The following is a 24,450-nucleotide window of genomic DNA, read 5'->3' as shown; positions in this document are numbered from 1 at the left end:
CTGATTTCCACGCCTGGGCACGCTTGTTGCAGCGGGCTCGGCGATGACCTCCGCCTTCGCCTTCCTGCTCGCCTCGCGCCAGTGCGAAATCGCTGAACTGGAGCAGCTCGCACGCAGCTGCGAGCTGGTGGGCGCGGTGGCCCGGCTGGTGCACGCCCTGCAGCGCGAGCGCGGCATCAGCAATGTCTTCCTCAGCTCCCGGGGGCAGCGCTTCGCCCGCCAGCGTCGCGAGCAACAGGCCGAATGCGAGCGCGCCGAAGCCGGCCTGCGGCAGTGGCTGGATGCGCTGGAGACCTCGGCCACGCCCGTGGGCAACGGCTCGCGCCTGTTCAGCCGCATCGCGCTGGTGCTGCACGCGCTGGAAGGCCTGCCCGCGCTGCGCGAGCGCATCACCGGCCACGAGCTGGTCGCCGCGGAGGCGACCGCCGCCTTCAGCGTGCTGATCGCCAGCCTGCTGGCCGTGGTGTTCGAGGCGGCGGACAGCGCCACGGACCCGGACGTCTCGCGCGCGCTGGTCGCCCTGCTGCACCTGATGCAGGGCAAGGAGTTCGCCGGCCAGGAACGTGCGCTCGGGGCGCGGTCCTTCGCCACCGGGCACATCGACGCGGCCGGGCAGCAGCAGTGGCGCCACCTGATCGAATCGCAGCAGTCCTGCCTGCAGGTCTTCGCCGATTTTAGCCAGGCTGAAGGCGCGCCGGCGGGTGTCGCCAGCCCGCCCTCCCCCGGGTCCGCCGACCTGGCGCGCCTGCGGCATCTGGGTTGCACCGGAGACGGCGCGCTGGACAGCGCCTTCAGCGACGCCTGGTACGAGACCTGCACCCGCCGCATCGACGACCTGCACGCCGACGAGGACCGCCTCGCCCGGCACCTGCGCACGCTGTGCGAGCGACGCATCGCGCAAGCCCGCGAGGACCTGAGCGACCAGCGCGCCGTGCTCGACCGCCTGCTCGGCCAGGCCCGCCCGGTCGAGCCCGACGCGCCCGCGCCCCTGGGTCGGCAGCTCGGGCGCGCCGTCTTCGAGATGGCGCAGACGCAGTCCCGGCGGCTGCAAGACCTGTCCGGGGAGCTGGAAGCCGCGCGGGCGCGCCTGAACGACCGCAAGACCATCGAACGTGCCAAGGGCCTGCTCATGGCCCACCGCCAGATCAGCGAGGACGAGGCCTACAAAGCGCTGCGCCAGCTGGCCATGAACCAGAACAAGCGGCTGGTGGATGTGGCCGAGGCGCTGCTGTCGCTGGCCGAGGTGCTCCCCGCTCGGGACAGGCCCTTCGACGGGGCTCAGGACGGCGCGAAGAAATCTTCATTCGGCTGAGGCACCTTCCCCCTCTGGGGGAAGGCTGGGATGGGGGCCTCGCGGAAAGCAGCGCGGTCGGCGCACGCGGCCCCCACCCCTACCCTCCCCCAGAGGGGGAGGGAGTGGCTTCGAGCACCTCGGATGGGGAGCGCAACCCGAACGGCTTTGGGGCACGTTGACGCATTCCGTGCGCTGCACCGCACAAAAACCGTGCACGGCGCCAGCCATTCCCCAGGTCGTTGCCCACGCAGCGGGTCGGACGACGCTGGCACGGTACCTGCTTAATCGAGTCACGAGCGACGCCAAGGACGGCGTCGCCCCTGATCGGACAACGGCGTCCATCACCCCGTGCCTGGCGTGCGAGCGCGCCAGGCACGGAGCGATGGACGTCGTTTCTTTTTTCCTCGTCTGCAAACCCTGGAGTCCCCATGCAAAGCAAATCGAACACGGTGTCCCGCCGTACCGTCATCAAGGGCTCGGCCGCGCTGGGCGCGGCCAGCCTCGCCGGCGGGCTGTGGCCCCTTGCCGCCGCGGCCCAGGGCACCGCCCTGGAGACCAAGGCCGCCAAGCTGGGCTTCATCGCGCTGACCGATGCGGCGCCCTTGTTCGTGGCGGACGAGAAAGGCTTCTTCAAGAAGCACGGCATGACCGAGGTGGAAGTCCTCAAGCAATCCTCCTGGGGCACCACGCGCGACAACATCGTGCTGGGCTCCAAGAACAACGGCATCGACGGCGCGCACATCCTCACGCCCATGCCCTACCTGATCTCCACCGGCGCCGTCACGCCCAACAACGTGCCGGTGCCCATGAACATCCTGGCGCGCCTGAACCTGGGCGGCCAGTGCATCTCGGTGGGCAACGAGTACATGGACCTGAAGGTCGGCCTGGACACGCGCGAGTTCAAGAAGGCGCTGCAGGCCAAGGCGGCCAAGACCGGCAAGCCGGTCGCCGCGGCCATGACCTTCCCGGGCGGCACGCACGACATGTGGATGCGCTACTGGCTCGCCGCCGGCGGCATCGATCCGAACAAGGACATCTCCACCATCGTCGTGCCGCCGGCGCAGATGGTGGCGAACATGAAGGTGGGCAGCATGGACACCTTCTGCGTCTGCGAACCGTGGAACCACCAGCTCATTCACCAGAAGATCGGCTACACCGCCAACACCACCAGCGAGATCTGGCAGAACCACCCCGAGAAGGCCTTCGCCCTGCGCGCCGACTACGTGCAGGCCAACCCCAACGCCACCCGCGCCCTGCTCAAGGCGGTGATGGAAGCGCAGATGTACTGCGAGGACCCGAAGAACCGAGCCGAGGTCGCCGAGATCTGCTCGCGCCGCCGCTGGATCAACGCGCCGCTGGCCGACATCGTGGACCGCATGAAGGGCGACTTCGACTACGGCACGGGCCGCGTGGTCTCCAACAGCCCGCACCAGATGCGCTACTGGAAGGACCAGGCGAGCTACCCCTTCCAGAGCCACGACCTGTGGTTCCTCACCGAGAACATCCGCTGGGGCTACCTGCCCCCCAACCTGGACACCAAGGCGCTGATCGCCAAGGTCAACCGCGAAGACCTGTGGCGCGTGGCCGCCAAGGAGCTGGGCGTCGCGGCCTCGGACATCCCCACCTCCACCTCGCGCGGCGTGGAGAAGTTCTTCGACGGCAAGGTGTTCGATCCGGCCAACCCCAAGGCCTACCTGGACAGCCTGTCCATCAAGTACCTCAAGAGCGCCTGAAGGAGCAGCCATGCACCCCACGCACACCCTGGAGCCGATCCGGCTCGCCCCGGCCGGCCGCAGCCCCATGGCACTCGCCTTGCTGCAGGCCCTGCGCGGCGTCGCGGCGCGCGTGCTGCCGCCGCTCATCGTCATCGGCGTGCTCGCGCTGATCTGGCATGTGCTGGGCTCGCGCCCCGGCGCCGCCCTGCCCGGCCCGCTCAAGGTGATCGAGGACACCTGGGAGCTGATCGTCGATCCGTTCTACAACAACGGCGGCAATGACGTCGGCATGGGCTGGCAGCTGCTGGCCAGCCTCCAGCGCGTGGCCTACGGCTACTCGCTGGCCGTGATCGCGGGCGTGAGCCTGGGGGTGCTGGTGGGCCAGTCCACCTGGGCGCTGCGCGGGCTCGATCCGCTGTTCCAGGTGCTGCGCACCGTGCCACCGCTCGCCTGGCTGCCGATCTCGCTGGCGGGCTTCCGCGACGGCCATCCCTCGGCCATCTTCGTGATCTTCATCACCTCCATCTGGCCGATCATCATCAACACCTCGGTGGGCATCCGAAACATCCCGGAGGACTACCGCAACGTCGCCCGCGTGATCCGCCTCAACGGCCTGGAGTACTTCGGCAAGATCATGCTGCCGGCCGCCGCCCCGTACATCTTCTCGGGCCTGCGCATCGGGGTCGGCCTGTCGTGGCTGGCGATCATCGCGGCCGAGATGCTGATCGGCGGCGTGGGCATCGGCTTCTTCATCTGGGACGCGTGGAACTCGTCCCGCATCAGCGACATCATCCTGGCCCTGGTCTACGTCGGCCTGGTCGGCTTCACGCTGGACCGCCTCGTCGCCCTGGTCGGCCACCGCATCACCCGCGGCACCTCCGCGAGCTGAAGGAGAACCCCTCATGGACGACGACAAGAACTACCTCTCCCTGTCCAAGGTGGACATGGTGTTCACCGGCAACGGCGGCACCAACCCGGTACTCAAGGGCATCGACCTGGACGTGCGGCGCGGCGAATACATCTCGCTGATCGGCCATTCCGGCTGCGGCAAGTCCACCGTGCTGAACATCGTGGCGGGCCTGCTCGAGGCCACCTCCGGCGGCGTGCTGCTGGCCGGCCGCGAGGTGAGCGGCCCGGGCCCGGACCGCGCCGTGGTGTTCCAGAACCATTCGCTCCTGCCCTGGCTCACGGTCTACCAGAACGTGGAAATCGCCGTGGACAAGATCTTCGGGCGCAGCCGCAGCAAGGCCGAGCGCCGCGAGTGGATCCTGCACAACCTGGCCATGGTCAACATGAGCCACGCGCTGGACCGCCTGCCCTCGCAGATCTCCGGGGGCATGAAGCAGCGCGTGGGCATCGCCCGCGCGCTGGCCATGGAACCCAAGGTGCTGCTGCTGGACGAGCCCTTCGGCGCGCTGGACGCCCTCACCCGCGCCCACCTGCAAGACGAGGTGATCCGCATCCAGGCCGAACTGGGCAACACCGTGCTCATGATCACGCACGACGTGGACGAGGCCGTGCTCATGTCCGACCGCGTGGTCATGATGACCAACGGACCGGCCGCCACCATCGGCCAGATCCTCACCGTGGACCTGCCGCGGCCGCGCAGCCGCATCGAGCTGGTCGAGAACCCCACCTACAACCACTGCCGGCAGGAGATCCTGAGCTTCCTGTACGAGAAGCAGCGCAAGGTGGAGCCGATCAGCCCGGCGCGCTCCATGAAGGCCCGCACGCGCGAGCCGGCGGCCTTGCAGGCTTGAGAAGGCCTTGGACACCTTCCCCCTCTGGGGGAAGGCTGGGATGGGGGCCACGAGAGAAGTGGCCTGGCCGGCGCGGGCCCCCACCCCAACCCTCCCCCAGAGGGGGAGGGAGCTTTCGCAATCCCTCGCAGGAACCCACCCATGAAAAAGATGAAGCTCGTGATGGTCGGCAACGGCATGGCCGGCGTGCGCACGCTGGAGGAGTTGCTCAAGCTCGCACCCGACCTGTACGACATCAGCGTCTTCGGCGCCGAGCCGCACCCCAACTACAACCGCATCCTGCTGTCCCCGGTGCTCGCGGGCGAGCAGACCGTCCAGGACATCATCCTCAACCCTCTCGCCTGGTACGAGGACAACGGCATCCGCCTGCACGCGGGCAGGAAGGTGGTGGAGGTGGACCGCGTGCGCCGCATCGTGCGCGCCGAGGACGGCACCGAGGAGACCTACGACCGCCTCCTCATGGCCACCGGCTCCAACCCCTTCATCCTCCCCGTGCCGGGCCGGGAGCTGGAAGGCGTGATCGCCTACCGCGATATCGCCGACACCGAGGCCATGATCGAGGCGGCGCGCACGCATCGCCATGCCGTGGTCATCGGCGGCGGCCTGCTCGGGCTGGAGGCGGCCAACGGCCTGAAGCTGCGCGGCATGCAGGTCACCGTGGTGCACGTGAACGACTGGCTGATGGAGCGCCAGCTCGACGCCACCGCCGCCCGGCTGCTGCAGCAGTCGCTCACGGAGCGCGGGCTCGACTTCCTCATCGGCGCGCACACCGAGGCCCTGCTCGGCGGCGAGGACGGCCGCGTCAAGGCAGTGCGCTTCAAGGACGGCCGCGAAGTGCCGGCCGACCTGGTGGTCATGTGCGTGGGCATCCGCCCCAACACCGAACTGGCCGAGCGCATGCGCCTGCATTGCCAGCGCGGCATCGTGGTCACCGACACCCTGCAGACCGTGACCGACGCGCGCATCTATGCCGTGGGCGAGTGCGCGGCGCACCGGGGCGTGGCCTACGGCCTGGTCGCGCCGCTCTTCGAGCAGGCCAAGGTGGCGGCCAACCACCTGGCGCAGTTCGGCATCGGCCGCTACGGCGGCTCGCTCACCTCCACCAAGCTCAAGGTCACGGGCATCGACCTGTTCTCGGCGGGTGACTTCATGGGCGGTGACGGCACCGAGGCGATCGTCATGTCCGATCCCTTCGGCGGCGTCTACAAGAAGCTGGTCATCAAGGACGACAAGCTGGTGGGCGCATGCCTCTACGGCGACACGGTGGACGGCAGCTGGTACTTCAAGCTGCTGCGCGAGGGCCGCCCCATCGGCGACATCCGCGACAAGCTGATGTTCGGCGAATCGAACCTGGGCGACGTGGGCCACGAGGGCCACAGCAAGGCCGCCGCCATGGCCGACGACGCGGAAGTCTGCGGCTGCAACGGCGTGAACAAGGGCGCGATCTGCAAGGCCATCAAGGACAAGGGCCTGTTCACCCTGGACGAGGTGCGCAAGCACACCAAGGCCAGCGCGAGCTGCGGCTCCTGCACGGGCCTCGTGGAGCAGATCATCATGTTCACGGCCGGTGGCGACTACTCCGCCACACCGCGCAAGAAGGCGGTGTGCGGCTGCACGGACCACTCGCACCAGGACGTGCGCGAGGCCATCCGCGCGAACAAGCTCCTGACCATCGCCGACACCCAGCGCTTCCTGGAATGGCGCACGCCCAACGGCTGCGCCACCTGCCGGCCGGCCCTCAACTACTACCTGATCTCCACCTGGCCCAAGGAAGCGCTGGACGACCCGCAGAGCCGCTTCATCAACGAGCGTGCGCACGCCAACATCCAGAAGGACGGCACCTACTCCGTGGTGCCGCGCATGTGGGGCGGCGAGACCACGGCCGACGAACTGCGCCGCATCGCGGACGCGGTGGACAAGTACAAGATCCCCACGGTGAAGGTCACGGGCGGCCAGCGCATCGACCTGCTGGGCGTGAAGAAGGAGGACCTGCCCGCCGTCTGGCGCGACATCGGCATGCCCTCGGGCCATGCCTACGCCAAGGGCTTGCGCACGGTGAAGACCTGCGTGGGCAGCGAGTGGTGCCGCTTCGGCACGCAGGACTCCACCCAGATGGGCAAGGACCTGGAGCGGGCCCTCTGGCGCATGTACGCGCCGCACAAGGTCAAGCTCGCCGTGTCCGGGTGCCCCCGCAACTGCGCGGAGGCCGGCATCAAGGACGTGGGCGTGATCGGCGTCGATTCCGGCTGGGAGATCTACGTGGCGGGCAACGGCGGCATCAAGACCGAGGTGGCGCAGTTCCTGTGCAAGCTCAAGACCGCCGACGAGGTGCTGGAGTACAGCGGCGCCTTCCTGCAGCTGTATCGCGAGGAGGGCTGGTACCTGGAGCGCACGGTGCACTACGTCTCGCGCGTGGGCCTGGACTACGTCAAGCAGAAGATCCTGGAGGACCACGAAGGCCGCAAGGCCCTGTGGGAGCGGCTGCAGTTCTCGCTGGATGGCGAGCCCGACCCCTGGTTCGAGTTCGACAAGGCGCGGGTGGACACCCGCCAGTTCCACAAGATCGAGGCGGTGAAGGCATGAACATGAACCTGAACGACTGGACGCTGGTGTGCCGCGTCGAGGACATCCCCGTGCTGGGCTCGCGCCGCGTCGAGCGCGCGCGCGGCATGGACGTGGCGGTGTTCCGCAATGACGCAGGCCAGGTCTTTGCCCTCCTGGACCGCTGCCCGCACAAGGGCGGTCCGCTCTCGCAGGGCATCGTCTTCGGCACGCGCGTGGCCTGCCCGCTGCACAACTGGTCCATCGGCCTGGACGACGGCTGCGCGCAGGCGCCCGACGAGGGCTGCACGCCACGGTTTTCGGTGCGCGTGGAGGACGGGGCGGTGTATTTGAGCGCGGTGGAACTGGCCAGCGTGGCGGTGGATGTGGTGGCGCCGGTGGCGGGGCCGGCGCGGCGGATGGCGGTTGTCACGCGATGACGCGGCGACGCTTCGCTTCCGCTCCCGTCGCAGCCCTTCGACAAGCTCAGGGCGAACGGGGTCAGGTTCGGGGCGCACCACCCTGCTCCATTCGGGCTGAGCCTGTCGAAGCCCCTGCGCACAAGCCATGACCACCCGCTCCACCTGCCCTTATTGTGGGGTCGGCTGCGGCGTCCTCATCGACACCGAGGACGGCCGCATCACCAACGTGCGCGGCGACCCCGAGCACCCCGCCAACTTCGGGCGCCTGTGCACCAAGGGCTCGACCCTGCACCTGACGGCCTCGCAGGCCATCACCCAGCATGCGCGCCTGCTGCACCCGCAGTTGCGCAGCACGCGCGGCGAGGCGCTGCGGCGCGTGGGCTGGGACGAGGCGCTGGACCATGCGGCGCAGCAGTTCGCGTCAACCGTCCGCGAACACGGCCCCGACGCCGTCGGCTTCTACGTCTCCGGCCAGCTCCTCACCGAGGACTACTACGTCTTCAACAAGCTGGCCAAGGGCCTGGTCGGCACCAACAACATCGACACCAACTCGCGGCTTTGCATGAGCAGCGCGGTGGCCGGCTACAAGCTCACGCTGGGCGCCGACGCGCCGCCCGCCTGCTACGAGGACGTGCGGCACGCCGACTGCCTCTTCATCGCGGGCAGCAACGCCGCCTGGGCGCATCCGGTGCTGTTTCGCCGCATCGAGGACGCCCGCGCCGAGCGGCCCGGCATGAAGGTCATCGTCTGCGACCCGCGCCGCACCGCCACCGCGGAATCCGCGGACCTGCACCTGCCCCTGCAGCCTGGCACGGACGTGATGCTGTTCAACGGCCTGCTGCACATCATGCTCTGGGAGGGCTGGACACGGCCCGACTGGATCGCGCGGCACACCAGCGGCTTCGAGGCGCTGAAGGCCCGCGTGCGCGAATGCACGCCCGAAGCGGTCGCGCGCGTGTGTGGCCTCCGGCAGGAAGACCTGGTCACCGCCGCGCGCTGGTTCGCCACCTCGCCCGCCACGCTGAGCCTCTATTGCCAGGGCCTGAACCAGTCCACCAGCGGCACGGCCAAGAACGCGGCGCTGATCAACCTGCACCTGGCCACAGCGCAGATCGGACGGCCGGGCGCCGGGCCGTTCTCGCTCACCGGCCAGCCCAACGCCATGGGCGGACGCGAAGTCGGCGGCCTGGCCAACCTGCTGTCCGCGCACCGCGATCTCGCCAACCCCACGCATCGCGCCGAAGTCGCCGCGCTCTGGGGCGTTCCCTGCGTGCCCGAGCGGCCCGGCAGGACGGCGGTGGAGATGTTCCAGGCGGCCGCCGACGGCGAGATCAAGGCGCTGTGGATCGCCTGCACCAACCCCGCGCAGTCCATGCCGGACCAGGCCACCGTGCGCCGCGCGCTCGAACGCGCCGAGTTCGTCGTCGTGCAGGAGGCCTTCGCCACCACCGCCACCTGCGAGTTCGCCGACCTGCTGCTGCCCGCCTCCACCTGGGGCGAGAAGGACGGCACCGTCACCAACAGCGAGCGGCGCATCAGCCGCGTGCGGCCCGCCGTCGCCGCGGCGGGCGAGGCGCGGCACGACTGGCGCATCGCGGTGGACTTCGCGCAGCGGCTCGAAGCGGCACTGCGCCCCGGTGCCGCCACCCTGTTTCCCTACGCGACGCCCGAGTCCATCTGGATGGAGCACCGCGAGTCCACGCGGGGACGCGACCTGGACATCACGGGCCTGAGCTACGCCCGCTTGGACGAAGCGCCGCAGCAATGGCCCCTGCCCGAAGGCGCCCGCGAGGGCCGCGCCCGCCTCTACGAGGACGGCGTCTTCCCCACGGCCGACGGCCGCGCCCGATTCGCGGACGTGGGCTACAAGCCACTGGCCGAGGCGCGCGAGTCGCGCTATCCCTTCTCGCTCATCACCGGGCGGCTGCGCGACCAGTGGCATGGCATGAGCCGCACGGGCACGCTGGGCCGCCTCTTCGGCCACGTGCCCGAGCCGGTGGTGCAGCTGCATCCGCAGGACATGGAACGCCGCGGCTGGAAGGACGGCGAGCTGCTGCAGCTCACCTCACGCCGCGCTAGCGTCATCGTGCCGGTCGCCGCCAGCGACTCCGTGGGCCTGTCGCAGGCCTTCATGGGCATGCACTGGGGCAGCGAGTTCCTCGGCGGCATGGGCCAGGACGGCCGCCCCATCGCGGGCGTCAATGCGCTCACCACCTCGGACCATTGCCCGGGCTCGAAGCAGCCGGAGCTCAAGCACGCCGCGGTGAAGATCGTGCGGGCCGAGCTGCCCTGGACCCTGCTGGGCACGGCCTGGCTGCCACCGGATGAGGCCACGCCCGGCCGCACGCGCCTGCAGGCGCTCATGACGCGCTTTCCCTTCGCCACCTGCGTGCCCTTCGGCCACGAGCGCAGCGGCCTGCTGTTCCGCGCGGCGGCCTTCGAGGCGCCCCCGGCCGCGCTGCTGGACGAGCTCGAAGCGGTGCTCGGCCTGCGGGACGCCTTGCGCTACGAGGACGCGCGCCAGGGTCAGCGCCGCGTCGTGCGCCTCGCGCGGGACGGCGGGCAGGCGCGGCTGGAAGGCTTCCTGCTCGCCGGCGACACCCGCTCGCAGGCCTGGATCGCCGAGCTGCTGCGAAGCGGCGCCCCGGCCCAGGCCTTCGGCCGCCTGCTGCTCGCCCCGGGCGCCACGGCCCCCGCGAACCTGCCCGCGCGCTCGGCCCAGGTCTGCACCTGCTTCGATGTGGACGAGGCCGCCATCCGGGGCGCGCTGGCCCGCTGCCAGGGCGACGCCCCGGCGCGCCTGGCCCAGCTGCAAGGCGAGCTGCGCTGCGGCACCAACTGCGGCTCCTGCATTCCCGAACTCAAGCGCCTGGTCGGGACAGAAATCAGCTTATCGCCGGAAGTCATGAACCATCCTTGACAATGGGCGCAATGGGCAGCATCAGTCACTACATCCGCGAGATCGGCCGGGGCAAGCAAGGCGCCCGCCCGCTCACGCGCGATCAGGCGGCGGACCTCTTCGGGCAGGTGCTCGACGGCACCGTGACCGACCTGGAACTGGGCGCCTTCTGCATCGCCATGCGCACCAAGGGCGAGACGCCCGAGGAGATGGCTGGCTTCCTGGACGCCACGGCCGAGCGCATGGTGCGCGTGCCCGCCGCCGAGCGGCCCGTGGTCGTCATCCCCAGCTACAACGGCGCGCGCAAGCTGCCGGTGCTCACCCCCCTGCTGGGCCTGCTGCTGGCGCGGCGGGGCCTTCCCGTCCTGATCCACGGCACGGCCACCGAAGACCGGCGCGTGGCCGTCGCCGCCGTGCTGGATGCGCTGGACATCGCTCAGCGCAGCGCCCCCACGGCCGTGCGGACGGGCGAGCTCGCCTTCATCGCCACCGAGCAGCTGTGCCCCGGCCTCAAGCGCCTGCTGGAGGTGCGCCGCACCATCGGCCTGCGCAACTCGGCGCACAGCCTGGTCAAGCTGATGAACCCCTGCGAGGGCGCGGCGGTCATCGTCAGCAGCTACACCCATCCCGAGTACGCGGTCTCCATGGCCGAGGTGTTCCAGCGCGTACGCGCCACCGCGCTGCTGCTGCGCGGCACCGAGGGCGAGGTCGTGGCCGACGCGCGCCGGCTGCCGGCCATGGACGGCTTCGTGCGCGGCGAGCGCATCGCCCTGGAGGCGGGCCGCAAGGGCACGCTGGACCTGCTGCCCGAGCTGCCCCCGGGCACCGACCCGCAGGCCACGGCCGACTACATCCGCGCCGTGCTCGCGGGCGAGCGGCCGGTGCCCGAGTCGGTGCAGGTGCAGGTGGAACACATCTTGCGTCTGGCCTCGGCATGATGCATTCACGCGGCAAGGTCACCCTGGTCGGCGCCGGTCCCGGCGACCCCGAACTGCTCACGCTCAAGGCCGTCAAAGCCATTCAACAGGCCACCGTGCTGCTGGTGGACGACCTGGTCAGCGACGGCGTGCTCGCCTATGCGGCGCCCGGCGCACGCATCGTGCACGTGGGCAAGCGCGGCGGCTGCCGCAGCACCCCGCAGTCCTTCATCGAGCGGCTCATGATCACCGCCGCGCACGAAGGCGAGCAGGTCGTGCGCCTCAAGGGCGGCGACCCCTTCGTCTTCGGCCGCGGCGGCGAGGAGCTGGAACACCTGCGCGAAGCCGGCGTGGAGGTGCACGTGGTCAACGGCATCACCGCGGGCCTCGCGGCCGTGAGCTCGCTGGGCGTGCCGCTCACGCACCGCGACCATGCGCACGGCGTCGTCTTCGTCACTGGCCACGCCAAGCCGGGCGACGAGGGCATCGACTGGGCGGCCCTCGCCACCACCGCTCGCCAGGCCCGGCTCACGCTGGTCATCTACATGGGCGTGAGCGGTGTAGACACCATCCAGCAGGGCCTGCTGCGCGGGCTGCCTGCCAGCACCCCGGCGGCCGTCATCCAGCACGCCAGCCTGCCGCAGCAGCGGCAGGTCACCACGCCGCTGGGCCAGCTCGCCGCCACTGTCGCCCGCGACGGGCTCGCCAGTCCGGCCGTCATCGTGGTGGGCGACGTGCTCACTGGCATAGCCGCTGCCAGCGAGCAAGCCCGCCGCAGCGCCGCCGGCTGAGCCTGCGCGCGCAGGGTGCGGGAATCTTGCTGCTAGAATTGCGCTCGTTTGTGGGGGGGTAGCTCAGCTGGGAGAGCGTCGCGTTCGCAATGCGAAGGTCGGGAGTTCGATCCTCCTCCTCTCCACCACAATGTTCCTAAGGCCTTGTTCTACAAGGCCTTTTTCTTTTTCCGGCAGCCACTTCGACGAACGTCATCCAAGTTCGTCCAAGAAAGGACCTGCCGTGACTCCAACTTCGCTCGCTTCTTGGACAGGCATGTCCAACTCCGAAGCTGCTGCTGATCCCGCGATCCAGGCGCCTCAAGCCGCGACGCCAGGCGCTGCTCGCCCATGGCGTCCGCGCTCCGCCGCCAGCCATCTCACGCGCACGCCCGCGGGCGTATACCACATGCGGCTCGTGATTCCGGCGCACGTGCGCGCACTTCACCCCGAACTGCCAGGCGAGCTGCGGCGCTCAACAAAAACGTCCGATCGATGCCAGGCCTTGCGAAGTGCGCGCGAAATGTGCCGAGAATTGGTAACCAGCTTGGAACAGAAAGGTGATGCCATGCTGGGAACAAACGGGGCAGCGCAGGGGCAGCCCAAACAGGGGTTTCGGATCGAGTGGGTCGACGGGGCCGTGAGCATGGAGCTCTACCCCGGGGCGCAGCTCGAAACCATCCGGCTCTACACGCGCGTGATCGAGCAGTTTGCTGCTCCAGCGGCGAACAGGGCCACCCAGCTGCCGCCCGAGCCGGCAGCTGTCGAACAGACTACGACCATTGCGCCCGAGACGCGCTCTGATCATGTCGATCAGGAATCAACGGGGACGTCAGATACTGGCGCCCAGTCACCAGAGCCCAGCGCAGATCACAGTGACAAGCCCGAGTGGCTCAGCGAAGCCATCCTGCGCTGGCGCGCGGAGGGCGGAGTGACCTTCTCGGACACCACCTGGATCTACTCCTATGAGCCGAGCTTTCGCCAATTCGTCGAACTGCTCGGCGACACCCGCCGCGATGTTGCCCAGGAAGACGGCACGATCACGCCGTCGAAGCTCGACATCCGCTTGGCGGACCTGACGCGACGGCATTTCGTGCAGCTTCACGAACAGATGAAGCTCATGCCGCAACGCCAAGGCAAGCGCAATGACGGCATCGAAGCCAAAGAGGTGATTCGGCGGGCGATCGCAGAGCGCGCCAGGCCGCAGAGCACCGAGAACGTCGCGAAGAAGCTTCGGCACGCGCTTCCGTGCGTGCGGTTCCTTAAAAAGAAGGGCTGGATCAACGAGGCATTGCTCGACGAATTCACGATTCAGCTGAAGGACGCAGATGCGCGCGTGAGCAAGGCCAAGAAGAAATTCAAGAAGGGCAAGGCAGGTGCCGTCGGCCTGACGCGAGAGGAGATGCGCAGGACGTATGTATCCGAGGCATACCTCCAGGGAGCGATTGAATGCGACTGGAAGCACTGGATCGATCCCCTTCGCATCTACAGCGCGGCGCGTGTCAGCGAAATCGCCCAGCTGCTCACGAGCGACATCATCTACATCTGCGGCGTCCCATGCATCTCATTCGTGGACGATTCGCCTGAAGACGAAGATAACGAAGCCCATACGGGCGGGGCCTTGAGCAAAGCACGGACGGAGGAGGAGTACCGCCGCTTGAAGAACACCGCATCGCGGCGTGTCATTCCCGTCGCGCCGCAGCTGATCAAGATGGGGTTCCTGGATTTCGTGCAACACCGCAGGGAATTGGTCGGCAAGGTTCCCGGACCGCTGTTCTTCGGCTTGAAGTGGGAGGCGAAGTCTGGCTACGGCCGTAAACCATCCGAACACACGCTGGAGCTGCTAAAGACCGCCGGCGTCTGGCAGAAACGCAGGAAGGTAGGTCACAGCCTCAGGGCCACCTGCGCACAGCACCTGGATCGCCTGGGCATGCAGCTGGAGGACATCCAGAGGTACCTGGGCCACTCCACGGGCACCGAGCTCGAAGAATCCTACATGGAAGGCGACGAAGGCCCCGCGTACCCCGCGGAACGCATCGCCAAGCTGCTGGAGCAACTCGATTTTGGCGTGCAGTTTCCGACTTGGGCCGAAGTGCTCAAGCTGCGGGAACAGTGCGCGAGAGAGCAGCAGCTGTCCCGCAAGAACGGATATGCGCGGATGCGCATGACGGTCGCCGATAAGGATGGCGTTGTGCACGCCTGAAGGGATAACGGAATAACGGGATAACGGCAGGCGTTATCGGCAACATGGGAGTCTCAGGATGGAAACGGTGACGATCACGGTCAAGAAGGTTACGGAAGACAGTGTGGCCAAGGCATGCGCAGAACTCACCAAAGAAGGCCTCAAGCCGACAGTGAATGCAGTGAGGGCGCGGCTCGGCGGGGCATCCCCAAACGAGGTCGCGCCCCTGATCAAGGTGTGGAAGGGAAAGCAGCCTGCTGTCGCCCGTGAAGAGATCATGCTGGATCCCTCGATCGCGCGGCTGATCGCGCAGCAGATGGTCTCGCTCGCTACAAATGCCGCCCAGGCTGCCGAAGTGCGCGCGGCGGAGGCGGAGGAGAACGTGCAAACCCTCACAGAGAACGGCCAGCTGCTGGAGCTCCGTATCACGCAGCTGCAGGCGCAACTGGAAGCCTGCCAGGCACAGGTGCAGCAGCAGCGAGGGCAGCTCGCCGAACGGGCGCAAGAGATTGAAACACTTCGCAACGACTGCCGTGCCGCAATGCAGGCCAGCGAGACCAAGTCTGCTAGCGAGAGGGCAGCCGCTGAGGGCCTGAGGCAAGAACTTGTTCGCGCCCAGATTCGCATCGACTCGATCGGCGGCCTGGAGAAGGCACTCGCGGCCGCTCAGGATCAGTTAAAAGAAGCCCGTGAGGCCCTCGCTGCTGCCCAGCAGTCTGCCGCAGTCTCAGAGGCTCGCACCGTGGCCGCGACCGAGCGCGCGCAGCAGGCGGAGGCCCGCGAGGGCACACTTCAGCGTGAGACTGCTCAATTGCGCGAAGAGGTGGCTAAAGGGCATTCCAGCGCGCAGCAGCTCGCCGCGACCCTCGCGACTATGAGCGCCACCCTCGCCGCGTCCACGTGCGTGGAGCACAACAGGAAAATCAAAGACGGCGCGAGCGAGCTCGCGACCGGCGGCCTGCAATCTCGCAACCAGAAGACGGCGCAATCCAAGACCAGCTGACTCCGGCCCGCCCCCCCGGGCCAGCCGTTTTCAGGCTGACTCGAGAACGCCCGCTCCTACCGAAAGCAGCCCTCATGGCTTCGTCGACGCCTGCTACGACGTCGTGAAGATGGAGGCGTCCACGCAGTCGGTTGAGTTGAAGGCCGCCGACAAGAGCGGGAAGAAGTGATGGACGACGGAGTCGCCCAAACGCGCGCCGGCCTGTGGAGCGCGGTGGAGACACTGTTCGCCACGTCGAGTACCTGGTGTGCTGCGCGATTCCCGCGCTCCTGGTCGCCTTCGGCGCGGGCGCGGCGCTATCCTCGCAGCGGCCCGGGCCAGGCGAGCCGGAGGAGGGTCACCCTCAGTGTCGGTGCGAGCTGCCGACGTGGCTGCGCTGCGCCCCTCGGCCCTTCGAGGCGCCTCTGGCCCCTCTGTCCAGCGTATCGAGGATGCCGCAAGAAGCGCCCGCGGCGTCGCACTGGGACCGCAGCTCGCGCAGCTCGGCTTGCAGCTTCTTCAACTCGCGAATGCGCTCAGCCACGTGCTCCATGTGCTCGTCGATGAGCTCGTTGACCTCGACGCAATGCGCCGACGGATCCTCCTTGAAGCGCAGCAGCGCGCGAATCTCGTCGAGCGTCATGTCGAGCGATCGGCACCGGCGAATGAACGCGAGTCGGCGCAGGTGCTCGTCGCCATAGCGCCGGTAGTTCGACTCCGTACGCGCGGGCTCGGGCAAGAGCCCCTCGCGCTCGTAGTAGCGGATGGTCTCCGCCTGGGTGCCGGTGGCTTTTGCCAAGTCTCCGATCTTCATGTTCGCTCCTGTCCAACCCCGGCCTGGCGGCCGGCTGCGCCGCTTGACTCTGTAGCGGCTATAAGCTTTCCAATTGGAGCATGAAAGCAAGAAGCCAACCCTCGGTCAAAGTCGACGCGTGCTGCGCGCCCTCACAGCCCGTCGTTTGCTGCGCGCCATCCAAGCCGGACCCCTGCTGCGAGGCGGCGCCGCCAAGCGCAGCGGCGAGATCCTGCCGCGGCGAGACGTCCCCAAGAGTTGCTCCGGACGCCCCTGGCTCGGCTGCCGCTCGGCTCTACCGCATACCGACGATGGATTGCAGCTCCGAGGAGTCCGAGATTCGCCGCGCGTTGGAAAAGGTCGCCGGGGTGCGCTCGCTGGGGTTCCAGCTCGGGGCCCGGCAGCTGCGCATCGACGCCGACGCGGCGGCCTTCGCTCCGGCCTTGGACGCCATCCGCAAGGCGGGCTTCGACCCGCAGCCGCTCGACGCGCCTGAGCTTGCCGCGCGGACGGGAGCGGCGGACGACCATGGCCACGAGCCGGAGGCCGGGGCCAAGCGCCTGGGCTTCGCGCTGGCTTTCGCCGTCGGCGCGGAGGCCGTGTCGTTCCTGGCTCCCGAGGCTCTGCCTTGGAAGATCGCGGGGATGGCTCTGGCCGCCGTCGCCATCTGGCTGTCGGGACTCGACGTCTACAAGAAGGGCATGGCCGCCCTGTTCCGCGGCAAGCTCAACATCAACGCGCTGATGTCGGTGGCGGTCACCGGCGCCTTCTTCATCGGCGAATGGCCGGAGGCCGCCATGGTCATGGCGCTCTACGCCATCGCCGAGCTCATCGAGGCGCGCGCGGTCGACCGCGCCAGGAACTCCATCAAGGACCTGCTCGACATGGCTCCCGAGAAGGCCTTGACGCTATCTGCCGACGGGTCCTGGGCGGAGAGGCCCGCGGCTGAGATCGCGGTGGGCGCGATCGTGCGCGCGCGCCCCGGCGAGCGCGTCGCGCTCGACGGGGTCGTGATCAGGGGCGAGAGCGCCGTGAACCAGGCGCCGATCACCGGCGAGAGCATCCCGGTGGACAAGTCGCCGGGCGACCAGGTCTTCGCCGGGACGATCAACGAGACCGGCGAGATCGAATTCCGGGTGTCGGCCGCCTCGGCCAACACGACGCTCGCGCGCATCATCCATGCCGTCGAGCAGGCGCAAGGCGCGCGCGCGCCCACCCAGCGCTTCGTCGACCGCTTCGCCGCGGTCTACACGCCCGCCGTCTTCGCGATCGCGGTGGCCACCGCCGTCCTGCTGCCTTGGCTCGCCGGCGCCGCGTGGCTGGAATCCATCTACAAGGCGCTCGTGCTGCTCGTGATCGCCTGCCCCTGCGCGCTGGTGATCTCGACGCCGGTGACGGTGGTCAGCGGACTGTCGGCCGCGGCTCGCCGCGGCATTCTTGTCAAGGGGGGCACCTTCCTTGAGCAAGCGCGCCTGCTCAAAGCCGTAGCTCTCGACAAGACCGGCACCATCACCGAGGGCAAACCGCGCCTGGTCGACTTCAAGGCCTGGGGCGGCGCCGACGAGGGCCGCGCCAAGCGCCTGGCGGCGGCGCTGGCCTCGCGCTCGGACCATCCCGTGTCGAAGGCGATCGCCGCGGGGATCGCGCTTGAAGTCCCCTCGGTCGACGACTTCAACGCCCTGGCCGGGCGCGGGGTCGAAGGCTCCGTCGAGGGCGAGCGTCTCTTGCTTGGCAACCACCGCGTGATGCACGAGCGCGGGCTCTGCGGCCCCGAGCTCGAAGCCGAGCTCTCGCGCCACGAGTCGCAAGGCCGCACGATCACGATGCTCGCCGGCGCCTCTGGAGTCCTGGGTTTGTTCGCGGTGGCCGACACCATCAAGGAGAGCTCGCGGACCGCCATATCGGACCTCGCCAAGCTGGGCGTGGCCTCCGTCATGCTCACCGGCGACAACCAGGCGACCGCGCGGTCGATCGCCAAGGAGGCCGGCATCGGCGACGCGCGCGGCGACCTGCTGCCGGAAGCCAAGCTCGACGCCATCCGCGACATGCAGAAGCGCTACGGGGCGGTGGGCATGACCGGCGACGGCATCAACGACGCGCCGGCGCTCGCCCAGGCCGACGTCGGATTCGCCATGGGCGCGGCCGGCACCGACACGGCCATGGAGGCGGCCGACGTCGTCATCATGAACGACGACCTGCGCCGCGTCGCCGAGACGGTGAGCCTCTCGCGCAGGACCCACGCCATTTTGTGGCAGAACATCGCCTTCGCCCTGGGCGTCAAGTCCGTGTTCCTCGCCTGGGCCGTGTTCGGCGACGCGAGCATGTGGATGGCCGTCTTCGCCGACATGGGCGCGAGCTTGCTGGTGGTGGCCAACGGCTTGCGGCTTCTCGGCGGCCAGCGCTCCGACGAGCGCGGGGGTGCGTGACGTGGACGCCCACGACGCGCTCGCGACGCGAAGCTCGGCGGCTTTGTCCGAGCGGCCGCGCACCGCTCTTCCTTGGCTGGCGCTGTCCGCCTGCGCTCTGGCGGCCGACTTTGCCACCAAAGCCTTGGTGCGCGCCCGGATGGTCGAAGGCGAGTCGACGCCGCTCGCGCCCTTCTTCAACCTCGTCTCCGCGAGGAACGCGGGCGCCGCGTTCAGTTTCCTCGCGGACGCCGGCGGCTGGCAGCGTCACTTCTTCGTCGCTCTCGCGCTCGTGGTTTCGGCGCTCCTCGCTTGGATGCTGAGCGCCAAGCGCGCGCGCCTCGATGCCTTCGCCTACAGCATGATCCTGGGCGGCGCCGTTGGCAACGCCATCGACCGGCTCGCCTTCGGCGCGGTCACCGACTTCCTGGACTTCCACTGGGCCGGCTGGCATTGGCCGGCTTTCAACGTCGCCGACGTCGCCATCTGCCTGGGCGCGGCTTGCCTGGTGGCCAGTTCCTTCAAACCCTCGGGCGCGCAGCCTTCCGCGTCCGGGGCGGAGCGGGCAGGCAGGCGGGAGCCGACATGAAAGCATGGATCGTGGAGCTTGAGACCCGGTTGCCGGCGCGCGCGGCCGAGGTGGTCGCGTTGGCGAAGACCTCCGATCAGCTGCTGCGCGTGGCGGCGCCTTTAGTGAAGTTCCGGGCGGCGTCGCCCCCCGAGCTGCCGCGGATATGGGAGCCGGGGACTTACTGGGTGCGGTTGTCGCTCTTTGGATGGATTCCGATGGGCAAGCAAGCGATCGTCATCTCGTATCCCGCGAGCCCGGCGGGGATCTTCGCGTTGCGCGACGACGGCCACAGCGCGCTTGTCGCCCGCTGGGATCATTTGATCACGATCCAGGACGCGGGACGCGATTGCGTCTACCGGGACCGCGTGTCGATCGAAGCCGGATGGAGGACGCCTTTCGTCTGGGCCTTCGCCAGCCTCTTCTACCGCCACAGACAGTGGCGCTGGCGAAAGCTGCTCGCCGAGCGCCGGCCCGTTTCCGCCGGAGGCGGCGCGTAGAAGCTCGCATGGGCCCTCGGGCAAGGCGCCGCCGACGCGCCTAGGGCTTTCTAGATCCCCACGCTTCGCGCTGGCGGCGCCGCGCGAGCCGCCGCACCAGCTTCTCGCTGTAAGACTTCTCGCGGGGCGCCTTCTTCGCGGGATGGCGCCCGCGCCAGCCTCGCAGCAGGAAGTAGCCCACGACCACGGCGCCTACGACGGCGAGCCAGACGATCAAGAGCACCACCCCCACCTCGTAGCTCACCAACCCTGGGCGCATCGGACGGTCCTTCCTCGCATCAATTGGCGACGCCAGCGACGCCAGGCTGGCCACCCTCGAACTCTGCTAGGGCGGCGCGCCGAGCTTCGCCCTCTCCGGTGGGCTCGCCCAGATCGCGACGGGCTGTTCGCCTCGAATCGGCGTCGTGCTTGCGCGCGGCCGCCCCGATGGTGAATCCAACCGTGGTGACGCCGCCTGCGCTGGTGGCGAAAGCGCGCCCGCCATGCATGCCCGCGATGGCCGCGACGATCGCCAGCCCCAGGCCGTGGCGCCCGCAGCCCCCCGACCGCGGCTCTTCCCCGCGGTAGAAGCGGTCGAACATCCGGCGCAGCGCGTCCGGAGGGATCGGCGCGCCGGGGTTGGACACGCTGACTCGCGGGCAGCCGGCGCCGGCGTCCACGCGCAACGCGATCGTCGAGCCCTCGTCCGAATGCCGGATGGCGTTTCCCAGAAGATTCGACAGCGCCCGCCGCACGAGGCCGGCGTCGAAGCTCGCGAGCGCGTCGCCATCGACGCGCGCCTCCAATCCGGCCTCGGCCAGCGCGGCCTCGTGGAATTCGACCGCCGTGATCGCCTGCTCTCGAAGGGACGCCGGAGGCGAGGCGCGCGCGATCTCTCCGCCGTCGGCGCGCGCGAGAAAAAGCATGTCGTTGACGATCCCCGACAGGCGCTGGAGCTCCTCCAAGTTCGATTCCAGGACGGAGCGCAACGCTTCGGGGGATCTCGGCCGCCTCAACGCCACCTCGGTCTGCCCCATCAGGGTCGTCAACGGGGTGCGCAGCTCGTGCGCCACGTCGGCGTTGAAAGCCTCGAGTTGCCGGTAGGCGCCGTCGAGCCGCGACAGCAGCGCGTTGAACTCGTCGACCCACGGCATGAGCTCTTCGACGGAGCGCTCCATCGACAGTCGCGCGCCTGACAGCCGCTCGGCGCCGAGTTCGCGCGTTTGCCGCGCCAGGTCGAACAGCGGGAGCATGGTTCGGCGCGTGAGCCAGAAAGCGGATGCGCAGACCGACAGCGAGCCGACGAAGGTGGCCGCCACTAGAAGCCAGGCCAATCCGGACAGCAGCTCCTCGTCCTGCGTTCGGTCCATCTGGATCGAGCCCGAGGCGACGCGGCCGCCGAGCGCGCCCGCCGGAGCGTCGAACCTCGCCGCCAGATGCGGCGCGCGCCGTGGATCGCCGGAGCTTTGGAACGCCACCGCCCCGTCGGCGCCGAACAGCGTGACGCGCATGTCGTCGTGGGCGGCGAAGAACTCGGCCAGCTTGTGGCGCATGGCCGCCTCGTCCCCGGTGCTCGCGGCCTCTTGGACCAGGCCGCTGACCAGCGCCACTTTCCGACCGAGCTCCGCCTCCGCCTTGCGAGCCAAGTGCGACGCCGAGGCCGCGTAGATGGCCCCGCTCAGCGCCCCGAAGCCGAGCATCGTCAACGCGGCGAAAAGCCACGAGAGCCTCCATCGCAACGAATGAGGCTTCGCTTGCATCGTCACGCGCGCTCCTCCAACACGTAGCCCATGCCCCGAGCCGTGTGCAGCAGCTTCGTTTCGAACGGGTCGTCCAACTTGGCGCGCAAGCGCCTCACCGCGACATCCACGACGTTGGTGTCGCTGTCGAAGTTCATGTCCCAGACCTGCTCCGCCAAAACAGTCCGCGAGAGGATCTCGCCGCGCCGGCGCAGCAGAAGCGCGAGCAAGGCGAACTCTTTGGCGGTCAGGTCGAGCCGCCGCCCCGCCCGGGAAGCTTTGCGCTTGATCAGATCCACTTCGAGATCGGCCAAGCGATGGGAGCTCCGCTCGAGGCGCCCGTTTCCGACGCGGCGCAGCAGGGCGTCGACGCGAGCGAGAAGCTCGGAGAACGCGAACGGCTTGGCCAAGTAGTCGTCGGCGCCGGCGCGCAGCCCGCGGACCCGGTCCTCTACGCTGTCGCGGGCCGTGAGCATCAGCACCGGCGTGTCCTTGGCCTTGCGGATCGCGGAGAGCACCGCGAAGCCGTCGATCCCCGGCAGCATCGCGTCGAGCAACACCAAGTCGTAGTCGCCCTCCACGGCCAAGTGCCTGCCGTCGATGCCGTCGCGCGCGACGTCGACGACGAACCCCTGCTCGCCCAATCCCTTCGAGAGATAGGCGCTCAGCTTGGGCTCGTCCTCGACCACCAGCAGCTTCATGGCGCGCGCCTCCCGCCCGCCTGGCTCGACATTGCGCGCTTGTAATCCTCTTGTTCGCTTCCTGTCCGCGTCGGTTTCGCAAACTTGGATTCGCGGCGCGCAGATCGCAAGCGCGATTCGCGGCGCCGCGCGCAACCACCAAGGAGATTTCCATGAAAGCCAAGACCCTTCTCGCCACCTTCGCTTGCCTCGCCGCCGCTGCTCCCGCCTTCGCCGGCCAAGTGATCCACGGGGCGAACACCGAAATGGGCTACACGGTCCACCCCGATCACGCGTCGCAAGGCCTCACCCGCGAGCAGGTGCGCGCCGAGCTCATGGCCGCCAAGGCCCACCCGAGCTGGGCGCAGCTGCGCGTCGGCGCGTCGCCGACGAGCTTCCAGTCCAAGCTCTCGCGCGCCGAGGTGGAGGCCGAGCTGCTGCGCGCCCAGATGCACCCGACGTGGAACGCCCGGCGCGTGGGCGCGCCGGTGTCCATGGATTGACGCCGACGCGGCGCGCCGTGCGAAAACCCCGCGCGCGCCCGGGCGGCGGGGCTTCTCCACGCGCTCATGCGCCTCGCGTCGGCGCGTCATTGGCCGCCCTCCTCTTTCGCTTCCTTCGTGCCCCGGTGGCCCGCCTCCTCGCCGGCGGCGTCGATCTCGATGGTGACGTGCTCGAAGGCCTCCGCGTCGAGCAAAGCCCGGGTGGCCGCCTTCGCTCCCGAGATCTGCTCGGGCGAAGCGTCCGGCTTCATCGCGAGGTGGGTGGTCAGCACATGGCTCTGGCCGTCGATCGACCAGCTGTGGGTGTGGCGCGCCTCGGCGACCCCTGGGATGAGCCGCGCCTCGCGCTCGAACTCCTCCACGTCGAAGCCCGCCGGCGCGCGCTGCAAGAAGACCCAGAAAAACTGCCGCAGCGTGCGCGCGACGTTGAACAGCACGAAGAGCGAGATGCCGATCGAGAGCAGCGGATCGATGATCGGCAAGTTCCACACGCTCATGACGCCCGCGCCGACGAGGACCGCGACCCAGCCCAGCGTGTCCTCCAAGAGGTGCCAGCTGACCACGCGCTCGGTCAGCGACGAGCCCTTGCGCACGCGCAGCACCGCGGCTCCATTGAAGGCGACGCCGAGAACCGCCAGAACCATCATCCCCTGCGCGTTCACCGGCTGCGGGTCGAACAGGCGCCCCGCGGCATTCCAGAGCACGAAGGAGATGCCGATCACCAGGACGAACGCGGTGATCAGGCCTCCGAGCAGCGCGTAGCGCCGGTAGCCGTAGGTGTTCCGAGGCGTGCGCCCCTTGCGCGCCACGCGGTCGAAATGCCACGCAAGGCCCAGCGAGATCGAATCGCCCAGGTCGTGCACGGCGTCCGAGAGGATCGCGATGCTGTTGGTCCAGAGTCCCCCCGCGAACTCGATGAGCGTGAAGGCGAGATTGAGGGCGAAGGCCACGGCCAGGTTGCCGCCGCCGCCGTGGACGTGCGCGCCTCCGGCGTGGCTGTGTCCGCCGTGGCTGCCCCCGTGGCCATGGCCGTGGCCTTCGCCCTCGCTCACTTGCCGGCCCTCGCGATCGGCGGCGCGCAGCCACGCAGGTTCGTCAGAACCTGGTCGCCTTCCTTGGGCTCCCGGCCGGGCTCCACCGGCGCGACGACGTGGCGGTGCTTGCCCATGTTCTGGACCGCCACGACGGCGAAGCGCCCCGGCGCCTCGCGCCCCGCGCCGTCGTCGCGATAGCGGCAGTCGTAAGACTGCCGGTAGCCGAGCTCGGCGGCCGAGCCGACCTTCTCGACCTTGCCTTCGCGCCAGCCGTCGCTCCAAGCCCGGCCGCCCTCGAACACGGGATTCGAGGCGCAGCCGGCGAGGGCCGCGGCCGCCCCGATCAGAAGAAGGAGGCGGGGGTTCATCATTTCACCTCGAAGCGGGCGGTGGCGGCGCTCTTGCCGGCCAAGGTCACCGAGGCGATGCCCTTGGTGCCCTTGGCCACTTTGAACGATCCCTTGGCCTCGAGCTTGTCGCCGGCGGGCGCCAAGTCGACCTCGGTCTTCTCGCTGCCGTTCAGAAGCGTCACCTTGCCCTTGGCGCCGTCGAGCTTCACCGGTTTGCCGTGGTCGCCGACGTAGACCTGGATCAGATCGGGCTTGGCGACGATCTCGAAGTCGAGCGCCTTGGTCTCGACAAAGATCCCGCCATGCTTGGCGGAGTGGTCGTCCTTCTGCGCGAAGGCGGGCGCGGCGAGCGCGACGGCGGCGGCGACGAGGATGGTTTTGATTTTCATGGGTAGCTCCTTTGGTGGTGGTTGAAAC

General features: G+C 69.0%; 22 protein-coding genes and 1 tRNA gene. 16 read left to right on the top strand and 7 right to left on the bottom strand.

From position 1 onward, the window contains the following. Positions 1 to 43: 43 nt before the first annotated feature. The 12 genes from EZ242_RS02370 to EZ242_RS02315 all read left to right on the top strand — a co-directional run bounded on the left by EZ242_RS02370 (position 44) and on the right by EZ242_RS02315 (position 15,503). Positions 44 to 1,312 (top strand): nitrate regulatory protein, encoded by a 1,269-nt coding sequence (locus EZ242_RS02370; RefSeq protein ID WP_135283496.1) that lies wholly within the window; start codon positions 44 to 46, stop codon positions 1,310 to 1,312. A 410-nt stretch (positions 1,313 to 1,722) separates the two neighbouring features. Continuing rightward, entirely contained in the window at positions 1,723 to 3,027 is a 1,305-nt protein-coding gene (locus tag EZ242_RS02365) for a CmpA/NrtA family ABC transporter substrate-binding protein (protein WP_135283495.1), read from the top strand. Between the two features lie 10 nt (positions 3,028 to 3,037). Further along, on the top strand, positions 3,038 to 3,898 hold the full coding sequence (ntrB, locus tag EZ242_RS02360; RefSeq protein ID WP_135283494.1) for a nitrate ABC transporter permease: 861 nt from the start codon (positions 3,038 to 3,040) through the stop codon (positions 3,896 to 3,898). A gap of 13 nt (positions 3,899 to 3,911) precedes the next feature. Continuing rightward, a complete protein-coding gene (locus EZ242_RS02355; RefSeq protein ID WP_135283493.1) occupies positions 3,912 to 4,769 on the top strand; it encodes an ABC transporter ATP-binding protein in 858 nt (285 codons plus the stop codon). 141 nt (positions 4,770 to 4,910) lie between these two features. Next, positions 4,911 to 7,352 (top strand): nitrite reductase large subunit NirB, encoded by a 2,442-nt coding sequence (nirB, locus tag EZ242_RS02350; protein WP_135283492.1) that lies wholly within the window; start codon positions 4,911 to 4,913, stop codon positions 7,350 to 7,352. Then, positions 7,349 to 7,750 carry a nitrite reductase small subunit NirD gene (gene nirD / locus EZ242_RS02345; protein WP_135283491.1) on the top strand — a complete coding sequence of 134 codons (402 nt, stop codon included), beginning with the start codon at positions 7,349 to 7,351 and terminating at the stop codon, positions 7,748 to 7,750. The genes nirB and nirD overlap by 4 nt, the downstream gene beginning before the upstream one ends. Before the next feature lie 127 nt (positions 7,751 to 7,877). Further along, complete coding sequence (locus EZ242_RS02340) at positions 7,878 to 10,652, top strand: nitrate reductase (protein ID WP_135283490.1); 2,775 nt, start codon at positions 7,878 to 7,880, stop codon at positions 10,650 to 10,652. An 11-nt stretch (positions 10,653 to 10,663) separates the two neighbouring features. Beyond that, complete coding sequence (ybiB, locus tag EZ242_RS02335) at positions 10,664 to 11,569, top strand: DNA-binding protein YbiB (protein ID WP_135283489.1); 906 nt, start codon at positions 10,664 to 10,666, stop codon at positions 11,567 to 11,569. Further along, complete coding sequence (cobA, locus tag EZ242_RS02330) at positions 11,566 to 12,339, top strand: uroporphyrinogen-III C-methyltransferase (RefSeq protein ID WP_135283488.1); 774 nt, start codon at positions 11,566 to 11,568, stop codon at positions 12,337 to 12,339. The genes ybiB and cobA overlap by 4 nt, the downstream gene beginning before the upstream one ends. A gap of 52 nt (positions 12,340 to 12,391) precedes the next feature. Next, positions 12,392 to 12,467 (top strand) — tRNA-Ala (locus EZ242_RS02325). Positions 12,468 to 12,595: 128 nt separating this feature from the next. Further along, on the top strand, positions 12,596 to 14,521 hold the full coding sequence (locus EZ242_RS02320; RefSeq protein ID WP_167784620.1) for a site-specific integrase: 1,926 nt from the start codon (positions 12,596 to 12,598) through the stop codon (positions 14,519 to 14,521). Between the two features lie 67 nt (positions 14,522 to 14,588). Beyond that, positions 14,589 to 15,503 carry a DNA-binding protein gene (locus EZ242_RS02315; RefSeq protein WP_135283486.1) on the top strand — a complete coding sequence of 305 codons (915 nt, stop codon included), beginning with the start codon at positions 14,589 to 14,591 and terminating at the stop codon, positions 15,501 to 15,503. A gap of 343 nt (positions 15,504 to 15,846) precedes the next feature. Here the strand turns inward: EZ242_RS02315 and cadR are convergent, their stop codons facing one another. Continuing rightward, on the bottom strand, positions 15,847 to 16,296 hold the full coding sequence (gene cadR / locus EZ242_RS02310) for a Cd(II)/Pb(II)-responsive transcriptional regulator (RefSeq protein ID WP_135283485.1): 450 nt from the start codon (positions 16,294 to 16,296) through the stop codon (positions 15,847 to 15,849). Positions 16,297 to 16,586: 290 nt separating this feature from the next. On the opposite strand from cadR, the gene EZ242_RS02305 reads away from it, so the two are divergent. From EZ242_RS02305 to EZ242_RS02295, 3 genes are read left to right on the top strand one after another with little or no spacing between them, the layout of a single operon-like run. Further along, a complete protein-coding gene (locus tag EZ242_RS02305) occupies positions 16,587 to 18,701 on the top strand; it encodes a heavy metal translocating P-type ATPase (protein WP_135283484.1) in 2,115 nt (704 codons plus the stop codon). A gap of 1 nt (position 18,702) precedes the next feature. Beyond that, positions 18,703 to 19,269 (top strand): signal peptidase II, encoded by a 567-nt coding sequence (gene lspA / locus EZ242_RS02300; protein ID WP_240786956.1) that lies wholly within the window; start codon positions 18,703 to 18,705, stop codon positions 19,267 to 19,269. After that, positions 19,266 to 19,748 carry a hypothetical protein gene (locus EZ242_RS02295; protein ID WP_135283482.1) on the top strand — a complete coding sequence of 161 codons (483 nt, stop codon included), beginning with the start codon at positions 19,266 to 19,268 and terminating at the stop codon, positions 19,746 to 19,748. The genes lspA and EZ242_RS02295 overlap by 4 nt, the downstream gene beginning before the upstream one ends. A 40-nt stretch (positions 19,749 to 19,788) precedes the next feature. Here the strand turns inward: EZ242_RS02295 and EZ242_RS02290 are convergent, their stop codons facing one another. Genes EZ242_RS02290 through EZ242_RS02280 form a run of 3 tightly spaced genes read right to left on the bottom strand, consistent with a single transcriptional unit; the run spans position 19,789 to position 22,167 of the window. Then, positions 19,789 to 20,007: a hypothetical protein gene (locus EZ242_RS02290; protein WP_135283481.1), complete on the bottom strand. Its 219-nt coding sequence runs from the start codon at positions 20,005 to 20,007 to the stop codon at positions 19,789 to 19,791. Positions 20,008 to 20,026: 19 nt separating this feature from the next. Then, on the bottom strand, positions 20,027 to 21,487 hold the full coding sequence (locus EZ242_RS02285; RefSeq protein WP_240786980.1) for a heavy metal sensor histidine kinase: 1,461 nt from the start codon (positions 21,485 to 21,487) through the stop codon (positions 20,027 to 20,029). Positions 21,488 to 21,489: 2 nt separating this feature from the next. Further along, entirely contained in the window at positions 21,490 to 22,167 is a 678-nt protein-coding gene (locus EZ242_RS02280) for a heavy metal response regulator transcription factor (RefSeq protein WP_135283479.1), read from the bottom strand. Positions 22,168 to 22,319: 152 nt separating this feature from the next. On the opposite strand from EZ242_RS02280, the gene EZ242_RS02275 reads away from it, so the two are divergent. Next, positions 22,320 to 22,649: a DUF4148 domain-containing protein gene (locus EZ242_RS02275; RefSeq protein WP_135283478.1), complete on the top strand. Its 330-nt coding sequence runs from the start codon at positions 22,320 to 22,322 to the stop codon at positions 22,647 to 22,649. Between the two features lie 86 nt (positions 22,650 to 22,735). Here EZ242_RS02275 and EZ242_RS02270 read toward each other — a convergent pair whose 3' ends face one another. The 3 genes from EZ242_RS02270 to EZ242_RS02260 form a co-directional block, all read right to left on the bottom strand. Then, the gene (locus EZ242_RS02270; protein ID WP_205960580.1) at positions 22,736 to 23,599 is read right to left on the bottom strand and encodes a cation diffusion facilitator family transporter; all 864 of its coding nucleotides are present in this window, start codon (positions 23,597 to 23,599) and stop codon (positions 22,736 to 22,738) included. A 98-nt stretch (positions 23,600 to 23,697) separates the two neighbouring features. Beyond that, complete coding sequence (locus EZ242_RS02265; protein WP_135283476.1) at positions 23,698 to 24,051, bottom strand: hypothetical protein; 354 nt, start codon at positions 24,049 to 24,051, stop codon at positions 23,698 to 23,700. After that, the gene (locus EZ242_RS02260) at positions 24,051 to 24,422 is read right to left on the bottom strand and encodes a hypothetical protein (RefSeq protein WP_135283475.1); all 372 of its coding nucleotides are present in this window, start codon (positions 24,420 to 24,422) and stop codon (positions 24,051 to 24,053) included. Before EZ242_RS02260 ends, EZ242_RS02265 begins: the two co-directional genes overlap by 1 nt. Between the last annotated feature and the right edge of the window lie 28 nt (positions 24,423 to 24,450).

Origin of the sequence: Ramlibacter rhizophilus, assembly GCF_004681965.1 — a bacterium.
Classification (GTDB): Bacteria; Pseudomonadota; Gammaproteobacteria; order Burkholderiales; family Burkholderiaceae_C; genus Ramlibacter; species Ramlibacter rhizophilus.
Note: the sequence above shows the minus strand (reverse complement) of the source record. Positions and strands in the feature narration are given on the sequence as shown.

Excerpts from the sequence above, each read along its gene's own strand:
- EZ242_RS02355 (WP_135283493.1), top strand. The coding sequence starts at position 3,912 with ATGGACGACGACAAGAACTACCTCTCCCTGTCCAAGGTGGACATGGTG.
- EZ242_RS02305 (WP_135283484.1), top strand. The coding sequence starts at position 16,587 with ATGGATTGCAGCTCCGAGGAGTCCGAGATTCGCCGCGCGTTGGAAAAG.
- EZ242_RS02275 (WP_135283478.1), top strand. The coding sequence starts at position 22,320 with ATGAAAGCCAAGACCCTTCTCGCCACCTTCGCTTGCCTCGCCGCCGCT.
- EZ242_RS02280 (WP_135283479.1), bottom strand. The coding sequence starts at position 22,167 with ATGAAGCTGCTGGTGGTCGAGGACGAGCCCAAGCTGAGCGCCTATCTC.
- EZ242_RS02320 (WP_167784620.1), top strand. The coding sequence starts at position 12,596 with ATGTCCAACTCCGAAGCTGCTGCTGATCCCGCGATCCAGGCGCCTCAA.
- EZ242_RS02265 (WP_135283476.1), bottom strand. The coding sequence starts at position 24,051 with ATGAACCCCCGCCTCCTTCTTCTGATCGGGGCGGCCGCGGCCCTCGCC.
- EZ242_RS02340 (WP_135283490.1), top strand. The coding sequence starts at position 7,878 with ATGACCACCCGCTCCACCTGCCCTTATTGTGGGGTCGGCTGCGGCGTC.
- ntrB (WP_135283494.1), top strand. The coding sequence starts at position 3,038 with ATGCACCCCACGCACACCCTGGAGCCGATCCGGCTCGCCCCGGCCGGC.
- EZ242_RS02365 (WP_135283495.1), top strand. The coding sequence starts at position 1,723 with ATGCAAAGCAAATCGAACACGGTGTCCCGCCGTACCGTCATCAAGGGC.
- EZ242_RS02285 (WP_240786980.1), bottom strand. The coding sequence starts at position 21,487 with ATGCAAGCGAAGCCTCATTCGTTGCGATGGAGGCTCTCGTGGCTTTTC.
- EZ242_RS02260 (WP_135283475.1), bottom strand. The coding sequence starts at position 24,422 with ATGAAAATCAAAACCATCCTCGTCGCCGCCGCCGTCGCGCTCGCCGCG.
- nirD (WP_135283491.1), top strand. The coding sequence starts at position 7,349 with ATGAACATGAACCTGAACGACTGGACGCTGGTGTGCCGCGTCGAGGAC.
- cadR (WP_135283485.1), bottom strand. The coding sequence starts at position 16,296 with ATGAAGATCGGAGACTTGGCAAAAGCCACCGGCACCCAGGCGGAGACC.
- EZ242_RS02290 (WP_135283481.1), bottom strand. The coding sequence starts at position 20,007 with ATGCGCCCAGGGTTGGTGAGCTACGAGGTGGGGGTGGTGCTCTTGATC.
- EZ242_RS02370 (WP_135283496.1), top strand. The coding sequence starts at position 44 with ATGACCTCCGCCTTCGCCTTCCTGCTCGCCTCGCGCCAGTGCGAAATC.
- ybiB (WP_135283489.1), top strand. The coding sequence starts at position 10,664 with ATGGGCAGCATCAGTCACTACATCCGCGAGATCGGCCGGGGCAAGCAA.
- nirB (WP_135283492.1), top strand. The coding sequence starts at position 4,911 with ATGAAAAAGATGAAGCTCGTGATGGTCGGCAACGGCATGGCCGGCGTG.
- cobA (WP_135283488.1), top strand. The coding sequence starts at position 11,566 with ATGATGCATTCACGCGGCAAGGTCACCCTGGTCGGCGCCGGTCCCGGC.
- EZ242_RS02295 (WP_135283482.1), top strand. The coding sequence starts at position 19,266 with ATGAAAGCATGGATCGTGGAGCTTGAGACCCGGTTGCCGGCGCGCGCG.